Source organism: Aminobacter sp. J41 (assembly GCF_000526635.1).
In the GTDB taxonomy this organism is placed as follows: domain Bacteria; phylum Pseudomonadota; class Alphaproteobacteria; order Rhizobiales; family Rhizobiaceae; genus Aerobium.
Genome location: NZ_JAGL01000049.1, coordinates 1 through 15,765 on the forward strand (window position 1 = coordinate 1; position 15,765 = coordinate 15,765).

Consider the following 15,765-nt stretch of genomic DNA (forward strand, 5'->3'; position numbering starts at 1 on the left):
CAGCTTCTCGAGTGTCAGGTCCGACACCGCCTTGCGCAGCCGGTCATTCTCTTTCTCAAGCTCTTTTAGGCGCTTTACCTGGTCACCCTTCAGGCCACCGAACTCCTTGCGCCACCGGTAATACGTAAACTGCGTCACGCCGATCAAACGGACCGCTTCTCCGACAGAACGACCTTGCGACAACAGAACATCGACTTGGCGCAGCTTCGCCACGATCTCTTCGGCTTTGTGCTTCTTCTGGGGCATTCCAACGTCCTCCTACGGCTCAATAGCCTACTTCAGGGAGGACCACTTTTCAGGGGGCAGACCAAAGAGCCGCGACGTTGCGCCCAGCCACGACCTATTGATCGTGCACCTTCTGTAGGATGCGGAAAACGTAATGCCCGCAACCCAGCAGCTCTGGCAATGCCGGCACGGGGACGCGCGTCGGTACAGCCTCAGGCCAGGCAGGCCTCGATGAGATATGGACCTCGCCGGGAAAGACCGGCGTCGAGAAGCTTTGTGAATTCCTCGGCGGTCTCTGCACGGGCGGCTTCCACACCCATGCCCTTGGCGAGAGAGCACCAATCGAGCGTGGGATCCTCGATCTCGAGCATGCGCCGGGCGTTGTGGCCGAAATCGTTGACGCCCACATTGCGCATCTCGCCCTTGAGAATCGAATAGCCGCGGTTGGAAAACACGATCGTGAGGACGTCGAGGTTTTCGCGGGCCTGCGTCCAGAGACCCTGGACGGTGTACATGCCGCTTCCATCGGCCTGCAGCGCCATGACCTTGCGATCGGGACAGGCCACCGCCGCACCGGCAGCCAAGGGTATGCCGATGCCGATCGAGCCGCCGGTGAGCGGGAGATGGTCGTGTGGTGCCATATGGGGCGCAAGTTCCAGGAACCTGCCGGCGGAAGTGATGGATTCATCGACGATAATAGCGCCTTCAGGAAGGGCGCGGGCCACAGCGACGGAAATCGCCGCCGGCGTCAGCTCGCCTGTCGGCGCTGCGAGCTCGCGTGCCGTGAAGGCGCCCGTCTGCGCGGCCCCGAGGTGCCGAGTTCCCAACTCGTCCGCCAGCATGTCCAAGACGTGATGAAGATCGTGCTCTATGCCGGCAAGCTCGATCACTTCGCAGCCCTCGGGCAGCAATCGGCCCGGCTTGCCCGGATAGGCGAAGAAGCTTACGGGCGCCCGGCCACCGATCAGGATGGCGGTCTCGAATTCCTTTAGTGCCGCAACCGCAAGTTCGATATTGTAGGGCACCGGCTTGGGGAAAACGCGTCCGGCGCCTCGCTGCCATCTGGGGGCACGCTCGGTGAAAAGGGCAGCTCCCGTCCGGGCGGCAATCTTGCCGGCGATTTCCAGCGTATCGGCGCGGGTGGCACGCCCGCCAAGGAAGATTGCGGTTTTGCGGCCGCTACGCAAGGCGGCCACCGCAGCACGCAATGCCTCAGGCGCGACCTCTGGGCGGCTCGGCAATGTAACCCGCTGCAAGGGCTCTTCCTCGACCTCCCCCCATGCGGCGTCAGCAGGCAAGATCAGGGTTGATATGCCAGGTTTCGTGGCAGCGGCGATATAGGCTTCTTCCGCCTTCGCGCGGATATTGGCAGCGCTCGTCGCGCGACCGACCCAATGCGACATCGGCCGCGCGAGGCTTTCGATATCGCTCGTCAGCGGAGCATCATAACCAAGATGATAGGTCGCATGATCGCCCACCACGTTCACCATGGGCGTGCGGGCACGCCGGGCGTTGTGGAGATTGGCGAGCCCATTGGCCAGTCCCGGCCCGAGGTGAAGCAGGGTGGCAGCGGGCTTGTCCGCCATGCGCGCATAGCCGTCTGCAGCCGCCGTCACGACGCCTTCGAAAAGGCCGAGCACGCAGCGCATTTCGGGTTTTCGATCCAGCGCCGCCACGAAATGCATCTCTGACGTGCCGGGATTGGCGAAGCAAACATTGACATCGTTTGCGAGCAGCACGTCGCACAGGCGGTCAGCCCCGTTCATCTATTTCCCCTGATTTGATGGCTTCGGTCAGGCGCCTCAGGCGGCGGACTGCGAAACGAACTTGGTGACGAGATAGGCTTCGATCGCCTCAGACCCGCCCTCGGTGCCATGGCCCGAATCCTTGATGCCGCCGAAGGGCACTTCGGGAAGGGCGAGCCCATTGTGATTGATCGTCGTCATGCCCGCCTCGATTCTGAGGCCCAGCTGCTGCGCCGTCTCCGCGGAACCGGTAAAAGCGTAGGATGCGAGACCGAAGGGCAGACGGTTCGACTCCTCCACAACTTCATCGAGCGTTGAGAAGGGGTTGAAGACGGCGACCGGGCCGAACGGCTCCTCATTCATGATCCGTGCGTCCTTCGGCACGTTCGAGAGCACCGTCGGCTCGAAGAAGTTGCCCTTGTTGCCGATGCGCCGCCCGCCGGTCTTGAGTTCGGCGCCATGGTCCAGGGCATCCTGAATGAGCGATTCCAGGGCCGGAATGCGCCGCTCATTGGCGAGCGGGCCCATTTGCGTGCCTTCCTCCAGGCCGTTGCCGACCTTGATGGCCTTGGCAGCAGCGGTAAAGTCGCTCACCACCCGTTCATAGACGCCCTCCTGCACTAAAAAGCGGGTGGGGGAAACACAGACCTGGCCGGCATTACGGAACTTCGACGCGGCGAGCACCTTGACGGCCTTGTCGAGATTGGCGTCCTCGAAGATGATCGCCGGCGCATGGCCGCCGAGTTCCATGGTCGCCCGCTTCATATGCGCGCCGGCAAGTGCGGCCAGATGCTTGCCGACCGGCGTCGAGCCCGTAAACGAGATTTTGCGGATGACGGGGTGCGGGATGAGGTATTCGGAAATCTCTGCGGGGACGCCGTAGACGAGATTGACCACGCCGGCAGGCACGCCCGCGTCGGCGAAGACGCGGATGAGTTCAGCCGGCGAGGCGGGCGTTTCCTCGGGCGCCTTGACGATGATCGAGCAGCCGGCGGCAAGAGCCGCCGAGAGCTTGCGCACGATCTGGTTGATCGGAAAATTCCACGGCGTGAAGGCTGCGACCGGCCCGACCGGCAGCTTCACGGTCATCTGCATGACGCCGGGCGCCCGGGCAGGAATGATCTGGCCGTAGGTGCGCCGGGCTTCCTCGGCGAACCAGTCGATCACGTCGGCGGCGGCCATAACCTCCACCTTGGCTTCGGCAAGCGGCTTGCCCTGCTCGCGTGTCATAATCCCGGCAATACCGTCCACTCGCTCGCGCAGGAGGGAGGCGGCCTTTCGCATAAGCTTAGACCGTTCGAAGGCCGAGACTTCGCTCCAAATCCGGAAGCCGCGATCCACTGCGGCAAGCGCGGCGTCGAGATCGGGTTTGGTAGCATGCGCTACGTGGCCGATAACTTCACCGGTGGCCGGATCCGTTACCGGGATGGACTTGCCTTCCGCGCCGCTGCGCCATTCGCCATCGATGAAGAGCTTCGTATCGGGATAGTTGCTCTGCGCCATGATCTACCTCTTCCTTCGGATGCTCAGGCTGGTCGGGGGTGCCGGCAAGGAACCGCGCGACGCGCTGCTGTTTCATGCCTGCCGGGCTCAGACCTCGACGGCGGAGAAAGCCGCCTCGATCGAAGCTTCCAAGATATCGAGTGCCTCACCCAATGTCTGCTCTTCGATGGTGAGCGGCGGCAACAGCCGTACTACATTCGCCCGCGTGCCGCAGGCAAGCAAGATCAGCCCGCGCTCCTCCGCTTCCGCCACGATCCGGTTCGTGAGCTGCGGAGCCGCGTTCTTGGATGCACGATCCGTGACGAGTTCAAAGGCGATCATCGCGCCAAGCCCGCGCACATCGCCCAGACGCTCCATTCCCTGGCGTTGGGCAATCGCACGAAGGCGCGATGTGACGCGCTCGCCGATCATGGCCGCACGGGCGCAGAGATTCTCCTCCTCGATGACATCCAGAACGGCGTTGGCGGCCGCCGTTGCGAGCGGATTGCCGGCGTAAGTGCCGCCGAGGCCGCCCGTGTGCGCCGCATTCATCACCTCGGCGCGGCCGGTCACGGCCGAAAGCGGGAACCCGCCCGCGATGCCCTTGGCCATCGTGACGAGATCCGGGCGAACGCCGGAGTGCTCGATGCCGAACATCTTTCCCGTACGCGCCATGCCAGACTGGATCTCGTCGCAGATCAGAAGGATGCCGTGCTGGTCCGCAATCTCCCTGAGGCGTATGAGGAACTCGGCCGGCGCGACGTTGAAGCCACCTTCGCCCTGTACCGGCTCGACGATGAAGGCGGCGATCCTCTGCGGGTCGATATCGGATGCAAACAGGCTCTCAAGCCCGGCTATGGCGTCATCGACAGAGATGCCGAGGAAGGGGTTCGGGAAGGGGGCATGGAAGATTTCAGACGGGAACGGCCCGAAATTCTTTTTGTATGGGTTTACTTTGCCTGTCAGCGCCATGCCGAGCATCGTGCGTCCATGGAAGGCGCCGGAAAAGGCAATGATGCCCGGCCTCTGCGTGTAGGCGCGCGCGATCTTCACCGAATTCTCCACCGCCTCCGCGCCGGTCGTCACCAGCATCGTGCGGTTTTCCGCGCCTGTCGGAACGATCGCGTTGAGCCGCTCGGCCAAGCGAACATAGCTTTCATAGGGCGCGACGTGGAAACAGGTATGGGTGAACTGCTCGGCCTGCTGTCGTACGGCTTCCATCACCTTCGGGTGACGATGGCCTGTATTGTTGACGGCGATGCCGGCCGCGAAGTCGATATAGCGCTTGCCGTTCACATCCCAAAGCTCGGCATTCTCGGCACGCTCGGCATAGATTCCCCGCGTGCCTATCCCCGCCGCCACGGCCGCCTTCTGGCGTGCCCGCAATTCTGTTGAAAGCATTTGCTCACCCCTGATCTGAACAGGTCTCGGCTTTATCACTGCTCATTATTTTGAGCAATAGATGGTCGAGATATTGGCCACTACAGGTAGGGCGGTGTGCAGGCCGAGATGACGACGGTCCGGGCGGACGAGATGTTGCGGAACCGATGCGGAATCCGGCTGTCGAAAAGATATGCCTCTCCCGCTTTCAGGATCCGCACTTCCTCTCCCACCGTCAACTCCAGCTCGCCTTCGACCACGTAGCCTCCTTCGCTGGAGGAATGCTGCAGGAAGGAGGCGCCGGTGTCGGCACCCGGTTCATACACTTCATGCAGAATCTGCAGGTTATATTCCCGCGCATTGCCGATCTGGCGAAACACCATGCGCCCGCCGCCCTCGCCGATGGCGCTCATGGCGACCTTCGACGTCAGGTCGACCAGCTCTTCCACCCCGAAGAACGGCCCGGTCGGGAACTGGCGCTCGGGCTCGAAGAAATCCGCCATACTGACGCCAAGCCCGCTCAGGATCTTGCGCAACGTGGCGATGGACGGGCTGATCTTGTTCTTTTCCACATTTGAGATCTGTGCGTGTGGAACGCCGGCACGCATCGCAAGCTGCCGCTGGGACAGCCCGGCTGCCGCGCGCATCGCTCTCATGCGGGCGCCGATGTCGAAATGTGCCTCCAGCTCATCCGGCTCCGCTTGTTGCTCTGCTTTGGACATGCTCGATCACTGGATATTTTTTTGGCCACAGGACGGAGAGATAGCATGTTCCCGCGCCTGGTACAGCCTCCCGGCAGTTTCCGAACTCCTTTCGAAGACAGCTATCCACCGTCTTCGCCGGCCAATCTTCCCCGATATTCCTCCGGATGTGGGACCCTTTGCCAGGGCTGTAGAAAATTTTGAGCACCCGCCATTGACTCGCGCAGAAAATCGGGAATCATATATCTGAAATGGATACGGTATATTCAGATAGAATACAGTCAGAAGGTGGCGTCCGGCCGCTCTCGACGGCGTTGAAGACGTTGGCCGTGCTGGACGTGTTTGCCGGCAGCGCTCGCGGCATGCGGCTTCCGGAGATCGCGCGGGCGATGGGCCTCTCGCGACCCACAGCCTATCAGCGTCTCCTGACGCTCGTGGAAGCGGGCTGGATCGAGCAGGACGAGGAGGGGCGCTATCGCCTCTCCATGCATGTTTGCCGGTTGGCTGCCGCGGCTCTCGAGCAGGCGGATCTCGGCTCGCGCGTACAGCCGATCCTCGAAGCGCTCGTGCATGAAGTAAAGGAAACGGCATCGCTTGCGGTGCTTGACCGGGGCGTTCCCTGCATCGTCTCCCGCGTGGAATCGGACAGCCTGCTGCGCGCCGAGCAGAAGGTCGGCACGACCATGTCTCTCGAAGGATCGGCATCGGGCCGCATCCTCACCGCCTTTGCCGACGAGGGCACCTTGCGGCGGCTGCAGGAAAGCGGAGGGCCGCTCGCCTCCGAAGAGGTGCTGGCTGCGGCGCGCGCCGACGGCTACGCGCTTTCGAGCGGGTACACTCACACAGGTGTGCGCGGCATCGCTGCCCCCGTTTTCGACATACATGGCAGATGCACGGCGACACTGTCGCTGGTGATGCCGGAAACCCGCTTCAAACTGGAAGCAATCCGCGAGCCGCTTTTGCGGGCAGCGGAGAAGATCACGAAAATGCAGCAAGGAGCGCGATAACCCGCATGTCCGTAGTGCGTGAGACATTGATGGAAGAAGCCCCGCGTCCGAGATCCGGCCAGGAGCTGATGCGGCCGGAAAAGCTCGCCGCCTTCCAGCCCAGCCGGGTGAGCATCACCCGGGCGCTCATGAACAAGCTCATTCGCGAGCGCTGGGAAATCTCCGTCGAGCGCTTCGACGTGGATGAGACCTCCACCGGCACGGCCGTCTATTCCATCAAGGCGCCACGGCAGGAATTCAGTTTCATCGCCTTCTCCCGGCCTCCGAGCCGCAAGGCCCGCACCGGCCGGATCATCGGCAAGGCCTGGGACATGATGGGCACGCTGAACGAGGGTCCTGCAACCGAGGCCGACATCCGATCGGCTCGCGAAGAATTGCCGAAGCTCTATCGCGGCCGTGCAACGCCAAACGCCCTGGTGTGGTGCCGCTCTAACCGTTCCATGCGGGTCTTCGACCAAACGCTCGCCGCGCTTGCCGAAGGCAGGCAGCCCTCGATCGATGACCTGTCGCAGGTCTGCTATCTGATGCGTAATACCGGGCTCGACGGCAACGGCACGTTCGGCACGCGCCCCTTTCCGTCGCTCGGTCGCGATCACGCGCTTGGGCGCCCGCTCGAAGCGCAGCTCCTCACCGCCTATCTGATGCGGGAATATTCCTGCGACCTGGTGGAGCATCTCGCCCGGCTTGCATCGCCAAAGGCCGTTGGGCTCGATCCGGCGATCCGGCGCTATCTCGGTGTTGGCAACGGCTCTGCCCTCGGCCTCATCTTCTTCATACACAAGCACCCGCAACTGATCAGCAGCTTCGTCGCAGCGCGCGAGCAGGCGATCGCGATCGCGCGTGGGCTCAGGCTGGCAAAGGGCGACAAGCGGATCGATGAGCTCCTGGGGCTGGTCCGCCGCGCGATCACATTCCGCCGCGAGGACCGGATGATGTACGAAGCCTTCGCCTCCAGTGCCGAAGTGGCCGAGGATCTGGAGAAGGTGACAGTAGCCCTCAAGGAGCTGCGTGAAACCGGCATGGTCGGCGGTGCGCACCGGACCTATCCGCTGGACGTGCTCGCGCAGCGCTTCGAGGCGGAACTCAAGCCCGAATCCTTCGAGACATATCTGTCTCTGCTTATCGAGCTCGTGCCGGAGGAAGCAGATGCGCTGCTGCCTTCGATCGGCGGTCAGGATGAGGTGAATGTGTCTCCTGCCGAGACGGTAGAAAGCCTCAGCGATCTGATCCGGCAGCAGTATCAGTGGGCGCTGGGCATCGATATGTCGACGCCCGATGCCTACAAATATGTCTGGTACAAGTCCGAAACGGCCGAAGAGCCGCGCCGTGGCGCTCGCGAGGAGGTGCCGGAGGCTCTCGATCTCGGCCTCGATATCTGCGGCGGCGTGCAGTCGCTCATGGCCGATCTGAGCCGGGAGGCTCCGGACCTTTCGGTGGCGCGCTTCCTCATGAAGCACCCCGGCCACCGTCATCTCGTGGCGCGCATACAGACGCTGCGGGATCTGCCCTACCACACACCGATGGCGAACATTAACGCGGAGGATTTCATCCCGATCGATCTCGTGCGGCTGATGAATGTCGGCATCCATGGCATCGATAAGACGCGCGACTTCCTGCGCCGCAATTTGCGCGGCGTGCTTTATCACGGCGCACCGACGCCGGCCGAAATTCGTGCCGGCCGTGCGGAGTTCTGGGCCTATCCGGCGGAGCCTCACTGATGCAGAATTCGCAGACCACAGAGATGCTGCGCATAATGCCGCGCGAGATGCGGATGATGACCGAGCGCATCTTTTCCCTCACCGGTCTTCCCAAAGGCTTCTTTCTCGCTGCGCAAGACGTGGTGATGTACTCGCAAAAGCTTGGCTTGGGGGGCTTTGCACTCCTGGAGGAGCGTTTCGAGCAGCTGAAAAACGCAGATCCGGCGCGGATTTCGATCCTGTCGCAGGATGGGGCGGCGTTGCGGCTTGATGCCGGCGGCCAGCATGCCTGGTTTGTCATCCCTGGCGTCATCGATCTTTTGGGTGAGCTCGTGCATCATTTCGGCGCAGCGCGCCTGTCGGTCGTGAATGCGATCGACCCCGCCGAGCTTCAGCTTGCTGCGCCCCTGGCTGCCCGCAGCGGTATCGCCGTCATATTCACCGGCGGCGACGAACCTCTCCTGTCCGCTTCAGCAGCACCGCTTGGCGGCGATCTTGGCCATGACGAGCCGCTGCTGTGGGAATTGCTCCAGCAAGGTACGCAGATCGAGGCAGGGCTTTGGTGGCGCATCTACCACCTGGCGCAGAAGGCACTCACGCCTGACAGCGTCGTCTCGCGCCGCCATGCGGGACCCCTGATCGTCAACGACGACGGCACCGTCATTGGCCGCAAGGACAATGACGACGAGACAGACATCAGTTTCCTCACCTCGCCCAAGATCGGCGGCTACGAGGCTGCAATGCGGCCACTTCGACCGGCAGGCCTTCACCTCGCTCAAGACAGCGGGCGTGGGTGGCGTGGTGGTCACCTGCGGCTTCTGGGAAGGCGCGGTGGAATCGCTGGATTCCCTCGGTAAATGGCGTGATCTCGTTCGGGAGAATGCAGATGTGGCGGAGATTGCCACCACCGCCGCCGCCGTGCAGCGTATAGGTGCCGCAGGCAAGGTAGCCGTCATCCTCGGTTTCCAGAACGCCAATCTTTTCGAAGGCCGCATCCGCTTTGTGGAGCTTTTCGCGGAGCTGGGCGTTCGCGTCGTCCAGCTGACCTACAACAACCAGAACGAGCTCGGGGGAAGCTGCTACGAGGCCGAGGATTCCGGCCTTGCCCGATTCGGCAAGGAAGTGGTGCGCGAGATGAACAGGGCGGGCATCCTGGTGGATTGCAGCCATGTCGGCGATCGCACAACCCTCGATGCGATCGAGGTCTCCGAAAAGCCCATCGCCGTCACACACGCCAATGCGCGCTCCCTGTTTGACCACAAGCGCAACAAGTCCGACGACGTGCTGAGAGCCCTTAAGGAAACCGGCGGTGTCATCGGTTGCGCCGCCTACCGGAACATCACCGGCGATGAATACTGCAAGTCGATCGAGGCCTGGTGCGGCATGGTCGCGCGCACTGTGGAGATCGCCGGCATCGATTCCGTCGCCATCGGTACCGACCGCAGCCACAACTTCACCGCCCCCGATTACGCCTGGATGCGCCAGGGCCGCTGGACGCGCGGCGTGGACTATGGCGCGGGTTCTGCGGCCCGACCCGGCAAGGCGCCCCCGCCGGATTGGTTCCAGACCGTCGAAGATATGCAGGTGATCCCAAACGGCCTCCGCACCGTGGGCTTCTCGGAAGAAGAGGTCGCAAAAATAACCCACGGGAATTGGCTGCGCCTCTACGAGGCGACCTTCAGGAACACGAGAGAGGAGAATTGATATGACCGCAACCGGCAAAGGGTTCTCGACCCTGCTCGCGCCGAACCGTCGGACGTTTCTCAAGGGTTCCGGCGCCGCGCTGACGACGACGCTCGCTATGCCCTATATCGCGCGTGCGCAGGAAAACGTGCTTTACATCAATACCTGGGGCGGCCCCTGGGAGGAAGCGGCGAAGGCTCATCTGTTCGATCCCTTCACCGCAGAGACGGGCATTCAGATCCGCACGGTTTCGCCCGTTTCCTTCGCCAAGCTTGCTCAACAGGTGCAGACCGGCACCTATGAATTCGACATCACCACGCTCGGCGGCGGCGAGCTGATCCGGGCCGACCAGGCCGGTATCATCGAAGACATCGCCGAGGCGCCGTATGAGGGCGGCCTGTTCCACAACGGCGTGGCCTCGCATGCCTTTGCGACCGTCATTGCCTACCGTACCGACAAGTTCCCGAATGGCGGTCCGCAGAACTGGGCCGAGTTTTGGGACGTGGAGCGCTTCCCTGGCTCGCGCTGCCTCCAGCGCTATCCCGCCCGCGTCCTGCCGCTCGCGCTCCTGGCCGACGGCGTTGCCGTGGAAGACCTTTACCCGCTCGATATCGACCGGGCCTTCGCTTCGCTCGACAAGATCAAGGATCACATCCTCGTCTGGTGGACCGCCGGAGCCCAGTCGACGCAGATCCTGCGCGACGGCGAGGTCGACCTGATCGGCATCTGGCACGGCCGCTACTTCGAAGCGCTGGATGCTGGCGCGCCAGTCGGCATGACCTGGAACCAGGGCCAGATCGACCGCGCCTATTGGGTGGTGGCCAGGGACACGCCGAACGCGGAAAACGCGAAGAAGTTCATCGAATTCGCTACCAGCGCCAAGCCGCTGGCAGGCTTCGTGACGCAGGCGGACTACGGCCCGCTGAACCCGGCGGCGAACGAGTTCATCTCCGCCGAAGACGCCAAGCGTATGCCCACCTCGCCGGAGAATTATCCGCTCACCTTCGAGCAGGATATCGAGAATTTCGGCGCGGATATCGAGGAAGTGGCGCAGCGCTTCGAGGAATGGATCGCAAGCTGATGCGATGATTGCGGGACCTCGGGAAGGGTGATGCCGCTCCTGGCCGGCCCTTCTTGAGCCCGCTCCGTCACGCCCGAAAGAACGGGTGTCTTTTCACCCGAGCAACAAAAAGGGGAGCGGCATGGGAGCCACGATTTCCAGACTTTCTGAAAAGCCAAATCTCTGGCCATGGCTGCTGCTTGCACCGCTTGCCATCTATCTGGCGATCTTCTTTCTGGTGCCGCTCATCGACGTTGCGATCATGAGCTTTACGGAGCCGCGTCTCTCCATCGCCAACTACCAGAAGGTCCTCACCGGAGCGCTGTATCAGAAGGTCTTTCTCAACACCTTCATGACAGCCGGCCTGGTGACGTTCGCCTGTCTCTGCGTTGGCTACCCGCTCGCCTATCTGATGAACGCCTCCAAGCCGCGCACGGCGATGCTCATCCTGCTGCTCGTCACCATGAGCTTCTGGACCAGTTTTCTTGTGCGGACCTACGCGTGGATGGTGCTCCTTGGTAATAACGGGCCGATCATCGCTTTCCTAAGAGCCGTCGGCTTTGAAACGCCGCCGCAGCTTCTCTTTACGCGTTTCTCCTCCACGCTTGCCATGGTGCACATCCTGGCACCCTACATGATCATGAACATCTATTCCGTGATGCGGAAGATCGACCCGGTTCTTATCCGCTCGGCCGAAAGTCTCGGCGCGCGCGGCTTCTCCCTCTTCCGTCATGTCTATCTTCCGCTGACGGCCCCCGGTATAGCCAATGGCTGCGTGCTCGTCTTCGTCATCTGCCTCGGCTTCTATGTTACACCGGTGCTGCTCGGCAGTCCGCGCGAGCAGATGATTGCCGGCCTCATCGGGCATCAGATCGAGGAATTTCTGGCATTCGGCATGGGTTCCGCCATGGCGATAGTTCTGCTGGCGATTACTCTTGCGATTCTCGCGATCTATCACCGCCGTTTCGGCCTCGACAAATTGTGGGGCTGACATGGACCGCTTCATGCGCCTGATCGGCATTCTCGTCATCGTCTTCATCGCCGCGCCGCTTGTCATCGTCGTGCCGATGTCCTTCTCCGATGCCCGCTCGCTCCAGTTCCCGCCGCCAGGCTACTGGCTCGGCTATTACCGGGCTTATTTCTCCGACATGAACTGGCTGCTGCCGACCTGGAACAGCATCCTGATCGCCACCGCCACGACCGTGCTCACGATGGCGCTCGTGGTGCCCGCCACCTTTGCCCTGGTGCGCCATCGTTTCGCCGGAAAGAGCTTTGCCGATCTTATGATGCTGATGCCGCTGGCCGTGCCGCATATCGTCATGGCCGTGGGATACTATTCCTTCCTGGGCGACCTGCGGCTGGTGCACACCCATTTCGGCGTCGTGCTCGCGCATACCTGTCTTTCGGTGCCGATCGCCTTTCTGGTGCTCTCGGCCAACCTGAAGGGCTTCGACCGCAATCTGGAACGTGCAGCCCAGAGCCTCGGCGCCAGCCCGGTGCAGACCTTCATCCATGTGACGCTCCCCATCCTCCGGCCAGGCCTCCTGATCAGTGCGCTCTTCGCCTTCATCCAGTCCTTCGACGAGACGGTGGTGGCAATCTTCATCTCCGGCCGCAACGCCGAGACGCTGCCGCGCAAGATGTTCGACAGCATCCGGCAGGAGGCTGATCCGGTGATCGCCGTGATCTCCACCCTTCTCTTCCTCGCCGTGCTCGTGGCCCTGGTGGCGCCCTTCGCTTGGCGCGGCCTTCGCAGCCGCCTTGCGGAGAGTGCCCCGCGCTCCGCGTCACCCGCCGGCCAGTAACGCCAGGATCCAAGATGCATCAATATCTTCAGCTCAACGGAATTACGAAGACCTACGGGGATTTCACCGCCCTCAAGAAAGTGGATCTCACGATCGAGAAGGGCGAGTTCGTCACCTTTCTTGGTCCGAGCGGATCCGGCAAGACCACGACGCTGATGATCATTGCCGGGTTCGAGAAGGCAACGGCCGGCGACGTTCTGGTGGAAGGCAAGTCCCTTTCAGGACTGGCACCGCACGAGCGCAATATCGGCATCGTCTTCCAGAACTACGCGCTGTTTCCCCATAAGACGGCGGTGGAGAACGTCTATTTCCCGCTGCAGATGCGTGGCGTGCGCCGAGGCGAGGGCCTGAAGAAGGCAGAGGAGATGTTGGCGCTGGTCGGCCTCGGAGGTTTCGGCAAGCGCTATCCCAAGGAGCTTTCGGGAGGACAGCAGCAACGTGTGGCGTTGGCCCGCGCACTCGTTTTCGAACCCTCGCTGCTCCTTCTCGACGAGCCGCTCGGCGCCCTCGACAAGAACCTGCGCGAGCAGATGCAGATCGAGATCAAGCGTATCCAGCGCGCGCTCGGCGTGACCACCATCTTCGTCACCCATGATCAATCGGAAGCCATGTCAATGTCCGACCGGATCGTGGTTTTCGAGAAGGGCGAGATCCAGCAGGCGGCGACCCCGCTCGAGATTTATCACAAGCCGCAGACACGCTTCGTGGCGGGCTTCATCGGCGAAAGCAATCTCGTCCCCGCAAGGATTGCCAGCGCCGCGGCCAACCAGGCGGAGAGCACGGCCCTCGGCATCTGCGATTACGCGCCGACTGAATCCGCCGTAATCGACGGACGGGAGGTGACCCTGCTGATCCGCCCGGAGCATATCCGTCTTTCGCGCAACCCGATCGCGGGGCGCAAAAATGTACGCATGCAGGTCGAGACCATCGTCAATTATGGAGACAACGCGCTCGTCATCGGCAAGGTCGGCGATCTTCAAATGCGTGTCCGAGTGCTCGGCGCGGACGTGGTCATCATCAAGGAAGGCGAGGAATGCTGCATAAGCTGGCAGCCTGAAGCCGTCTTCGTCGTGCCTCGCTAGGCATTTGAAGTCGTGGATCACACGACGAGCGGCAGGCAGGCGAGAGCTTGCCTGGCCAACATCTGACAAGAGGAAACCCATGAACGAAAACGCTACCGGGCCTGCGGATCTCATCACACGCTTCGGCGTCGGCCAGCGCATGAGCCTCGCAACGGTTTTGAACGGCACCGGCTATTTTGCCGTCACACCCGAGGCGCCTTATGACGGAAAGCTAAGCACGGCTGAGCAGACTCGACAATTGCTCGCCAAGGCAGAGGCACGCCTTGCTCAAATCGGCAGCGGCAAGGATCGGCTTGCATTCGTTGCGATCATCCTCGCCGATATGGCCGATTATCAAGCCATGAACGCGGTATGGGACGAGTGGGTGGCGGATATCGAGCCTCCTTCCCGCGCCTGTTTCGAGGGCCGCCTCGCCAGTTCCGACCTCAAGGTCGAGATGATCATGGTTTCTGCGGTGTCGTAGATCCAGCGTTTCCGCGGCATTCTACGGAACGAGCGCTCTGGCGGACGCTGCCCGCGTCCGCTCCTGACTGAGAACGGCGGTGAGAAACTAGTCCACGGAAGCGGCGGCATGGAGCTGCTGCGGGCGGCGTAAAAGTCGTCCACCCTTTCCCTTTCTGCGACAGCAGGGAGGGCGCGAGGATTTTCAGCGTGGAACTATATCTCAGGGTTCGCCAGGCCTGCGCGGGGGGCATGAGCCAGCGTCAGGCGGCGAAGGCCTTCAACATCTCCCGTGATACGGTTGCGAAGATGATGACGTTCTCGGTGCCGCCGGGCTACCGGCGGACGGCCGAAGTCAGGCGGCCGAAGCTTGATCCCTTTATCCCGATCATCGAGGGCTGGCTTGAGGCGGATCGCTCCATGCCGCGGAAGCAGCGGCACACGGCGAAGCGGGTGTTCGACCGGCTTCGTGACGAGTGCGGGTTCACCGGCGGCTACACGATCATCAAGGATTACATCCGGGAGCGAGAACGGCGGGGCCAGGAAGTGTTCGTGCCGCTGGCGCATCCCCCGGGCCATGCGCAGGCCGACTTCGGCGAGGCGATGGTCAAGATTGGCGGTGTCGAGCAGAAGGCCCACTTCTTTGTTTTGGATCTGCCGCACAGCGACGCCTGTTACGTCCGCGCCTATCCGGCGGCTGTGGCCGAGGCTTGGGTGGACGGCCACATCCACGCCTTTGCCTTCTTTGGGGCAGTGCCGCAGTCGATCGTCTATGTCAATGACCGGTGCCTGGTGGCGAAGATCCTGCCCGATGGCACCCGCAAGCGGGCCGTCCTGTTCAGCGGCTTCCTGTCGCATTACCTGATCCGGGACCACTACGGCCGTCCTGGCAAAGGCAATGACAAGGGGAATGTCGAGGGCTTGGTGGGCTATTGCCGCCGCAACTTCATGGTGCCGCTTCCCGAGTTCACGAGCTGGGAGGCATTCAACCTTTGGCTGGAGGAGCAATGCCGCAAGCGCCAGCACGATGTCCTGCGCGGTGAGAGCGAGACGATCGGCGAGCGGTTGCAACGTGATCTGGTTGCCATGCGCCCCCTCCCGGTCGCGCCTTTCGACGCCTGTGACCAGGACAGTGGCCGCGGCTCTTTGGTCTGCCCCCTGAAAAGTGGTCCTCCCTGAAGTAGGCTATTGAGCCGTAGGAGGACGTTGGAATGCCCCAGAAGAAGCACAAANCCGAAGAGATCGTGGCGAAGCTGCGCCAAGTCGATGTTCTGTTGTCGCAAGGTCGTTCTGTCGGAGAAGCGGTCCGTTTGATCGGCGTGACGCAGTTTACGTATTACCGGTGGCGCAAGGAGTTCGGTGGCCTGAAGGGTGACCAGGTGAAGCGGCTGAAGGAGCTCGAGAAAGAGAATGACCGGCTGCGCAAGGCGGTCTCGGACCTGACACTCGAGAAGCTG

General features: G+C 62.3%; 14 protein-coding genes and 1 pseudogene. 10 read left to right on the top strand and 5 right to left on the bottom strand.

Annotated features, from left to right (window positions below; translation table 11 throughout):
• From L630_RS0119015 to L630_RS0119035, 5 genes are all read right to left on the bottom strand, one after another.
• Positions 1 to 246 (bottom strand): transposase (locus L630_RS0119015; protein ID WP_024849786.1); only part of this gene is annotated, 246 nt, incomplete at its 3' end.
• A 191-nt stretch (positions 247 to 437) separates the two neighbouring features.
• The gene (locus L630_RS0119020; RefSeq protein ID WP_024849787.1) at positions 438 to 1,991 is read right to left on the bottom strand and encodes an acetolactate synthase large subunit; all 1,554 of its coding nucleotides are present in this window, start codon (positions 1,989 to 1,991) and stop codon (positions 438 to 440) included.
• Positions 1,992 to 2,027: 36 nt separating this feature from the next.
• Positions 2,028 to 3,473 (bottom strand): NAD-dependent succinate-semialdehyde dehydrogenase, encoded by a 1,446-nt coding sequence (locus L630_RS0119025; RefSeq protein ID WP_024849788.1) that lies wholly within the window; start codon positions 3,471 to 3,473, stop codon positions 2,028 to 2,030.
• Between the two features lie 87 nt (positions 3,474 to 3,560).
• Positions 3,561 to 4,853, bottom strand: coding sequence for a 4-aminobutyrate--2-oxoglutarate transaminase (gene gabT, locus L630_RS0119030; protein ID WP_024849789.1), 1,293 nt, complete (start codon positions 4,851 to 4,853; stop codon positions 3,561 to 3,563).
• Between the two features lie 80 nt (positions 4,854 to 4,933).
• On the bottom strand, positions 4,934 to 5,554 hold the full coding sequence (locus L630_RS0119035; RefSeq protein WP_051473376.1) for a cupin domain-containing protein: 621 nt from the start codon (positions 5,552 to 5,554) through the stop codon (positions 4,934 to 4,936).
• Positions 5,555 to 5,784: 230 nt separating this feature from the next.
• Here L630_RS0119035 and L630_RS0119040 point away from each other — a divergent pair, with 230 nt between their 5' ends.
• From L630_RS0119040 to L630_RS0119090, 10 genes and pseudogenes are all read left to right on the top strand, one after another.
• Positions 5,785 to 6,540 carry an IclR family transcriptional regulator gene (locus tag L630_RS0119040; protein WP_024849791.1) on the top strand — a complete coding sequence of 252 codons (756 nt, stop codon included), beginning with the start codon at positions 5,785 to 5,787 and terminating at the stop codon, positions 6,538 to 6,540.
• A gap of 5 nt (positions 6,541 to 6,545) precedes the next feature.
• Complete coding sequence (locus L630_RS0119045; RefSeq protein WP_024849792.1) at positions 6,546 to 8,258, top strand: hypothetical protein; 1,713 nt, start codon at positions 6,546 to 6,548, stop codon at positions 8,256 to 8,258.
• Between the two features lie 657 nt (positions 8,259 to 8,915).
• Positions 8,916 to 9,941 carry a membrane dipeptidase gene (locus L630_RS0119055; RefSeq protein ID WP_024849794.1) on the top strand — a complete coding sequence of 342 codons (1,026 nt, stop codon included), beginning with the start codon at positions 8,916 to 8,918 and terminating at the stop codon, positions 9,939 to 9,941.
• Position 9,942: 1 nt separating this feature from the next.
• Positions 9,943 to 11,001 carry an ABC transporter substrate-binding protein gene (locus L630_RS0119060; protein ID WP_024849795.1) on the top strand — a complete coding sequence of 353 codons (1,059 nt, stop codon included), beginning with the start codon at positions 9,943 to 9,945 and terminating at the stop codon, positions 10,999 to 11,001.
• Positions 11,002 to 11,122: 121 nt separating this feature from the next.
• On the top strand, positions 11,123 to 11,971 hold the full coding sequence (locus tag L630_RS0119065) for an ABC transporter permease (RefSeq protein ID WP_024849796.1): 849 nt from the start codon (positions 11,123 to 11,125) through the stop codon (positions 11,969 to 11,971).
• Position 11,972: 1 nt separating this feature from the next.
• The gene (locus L630_RS0119070; protein WP_024849797.1) at positions 11,973 to 12,785 is read left to right on the top strand and encodes an ABC transporter permease; all 813 of its coding nucleotides are present in this window, start codon (positions 11,973 to 11,975) and stop codon (positions 12,783 to 12,785) included.
• A 14-nt stretch (positions 12,786 to 12,799) separates the two neighbouring features.
• On the top strand, positions 12,800 to 13,867 hold the full coding sequence (locus L630_RS0119075; protein ID WP_024849798.1) for an ABC transporter ATP-binding protein: 1,068 nt from the start codon (positions 12,800 to 12,802) through the stop codon (positions 13,865 to 13,867).
• A 79-nt stretch (positions 13,868 to 13,946) separates the two neighbouring features.
• Complete coding sequence (locus L630_RS0119080) at positions 13,947 to 14,330, top strand: RidA family protein (protein ID WP_034330936.1); 384 nt, start codon at positions 13,947 to 13,949, stop codon at positions 14,328 to 14,330.
• A 188-nt stretch (positions 14,331 to 14,518) separates the two neighbouring features.
• Positions 14,519 to 15,448, top strand: a pseudogene (istA, locus tag L630_RS0119085) (IS21 family transposase); the annotation flags it as partial.
• A gap of 71 nt (positions 15,449 to 15,519) precedes the next feature.
• A partial coding sequence (locus L630_RS0119090) for a transposase (RefSeq protein ID WP_024849801.1) occupies positions 15,520 to 15,765 on the top strand: 246 nt, incomplete at its 3' end.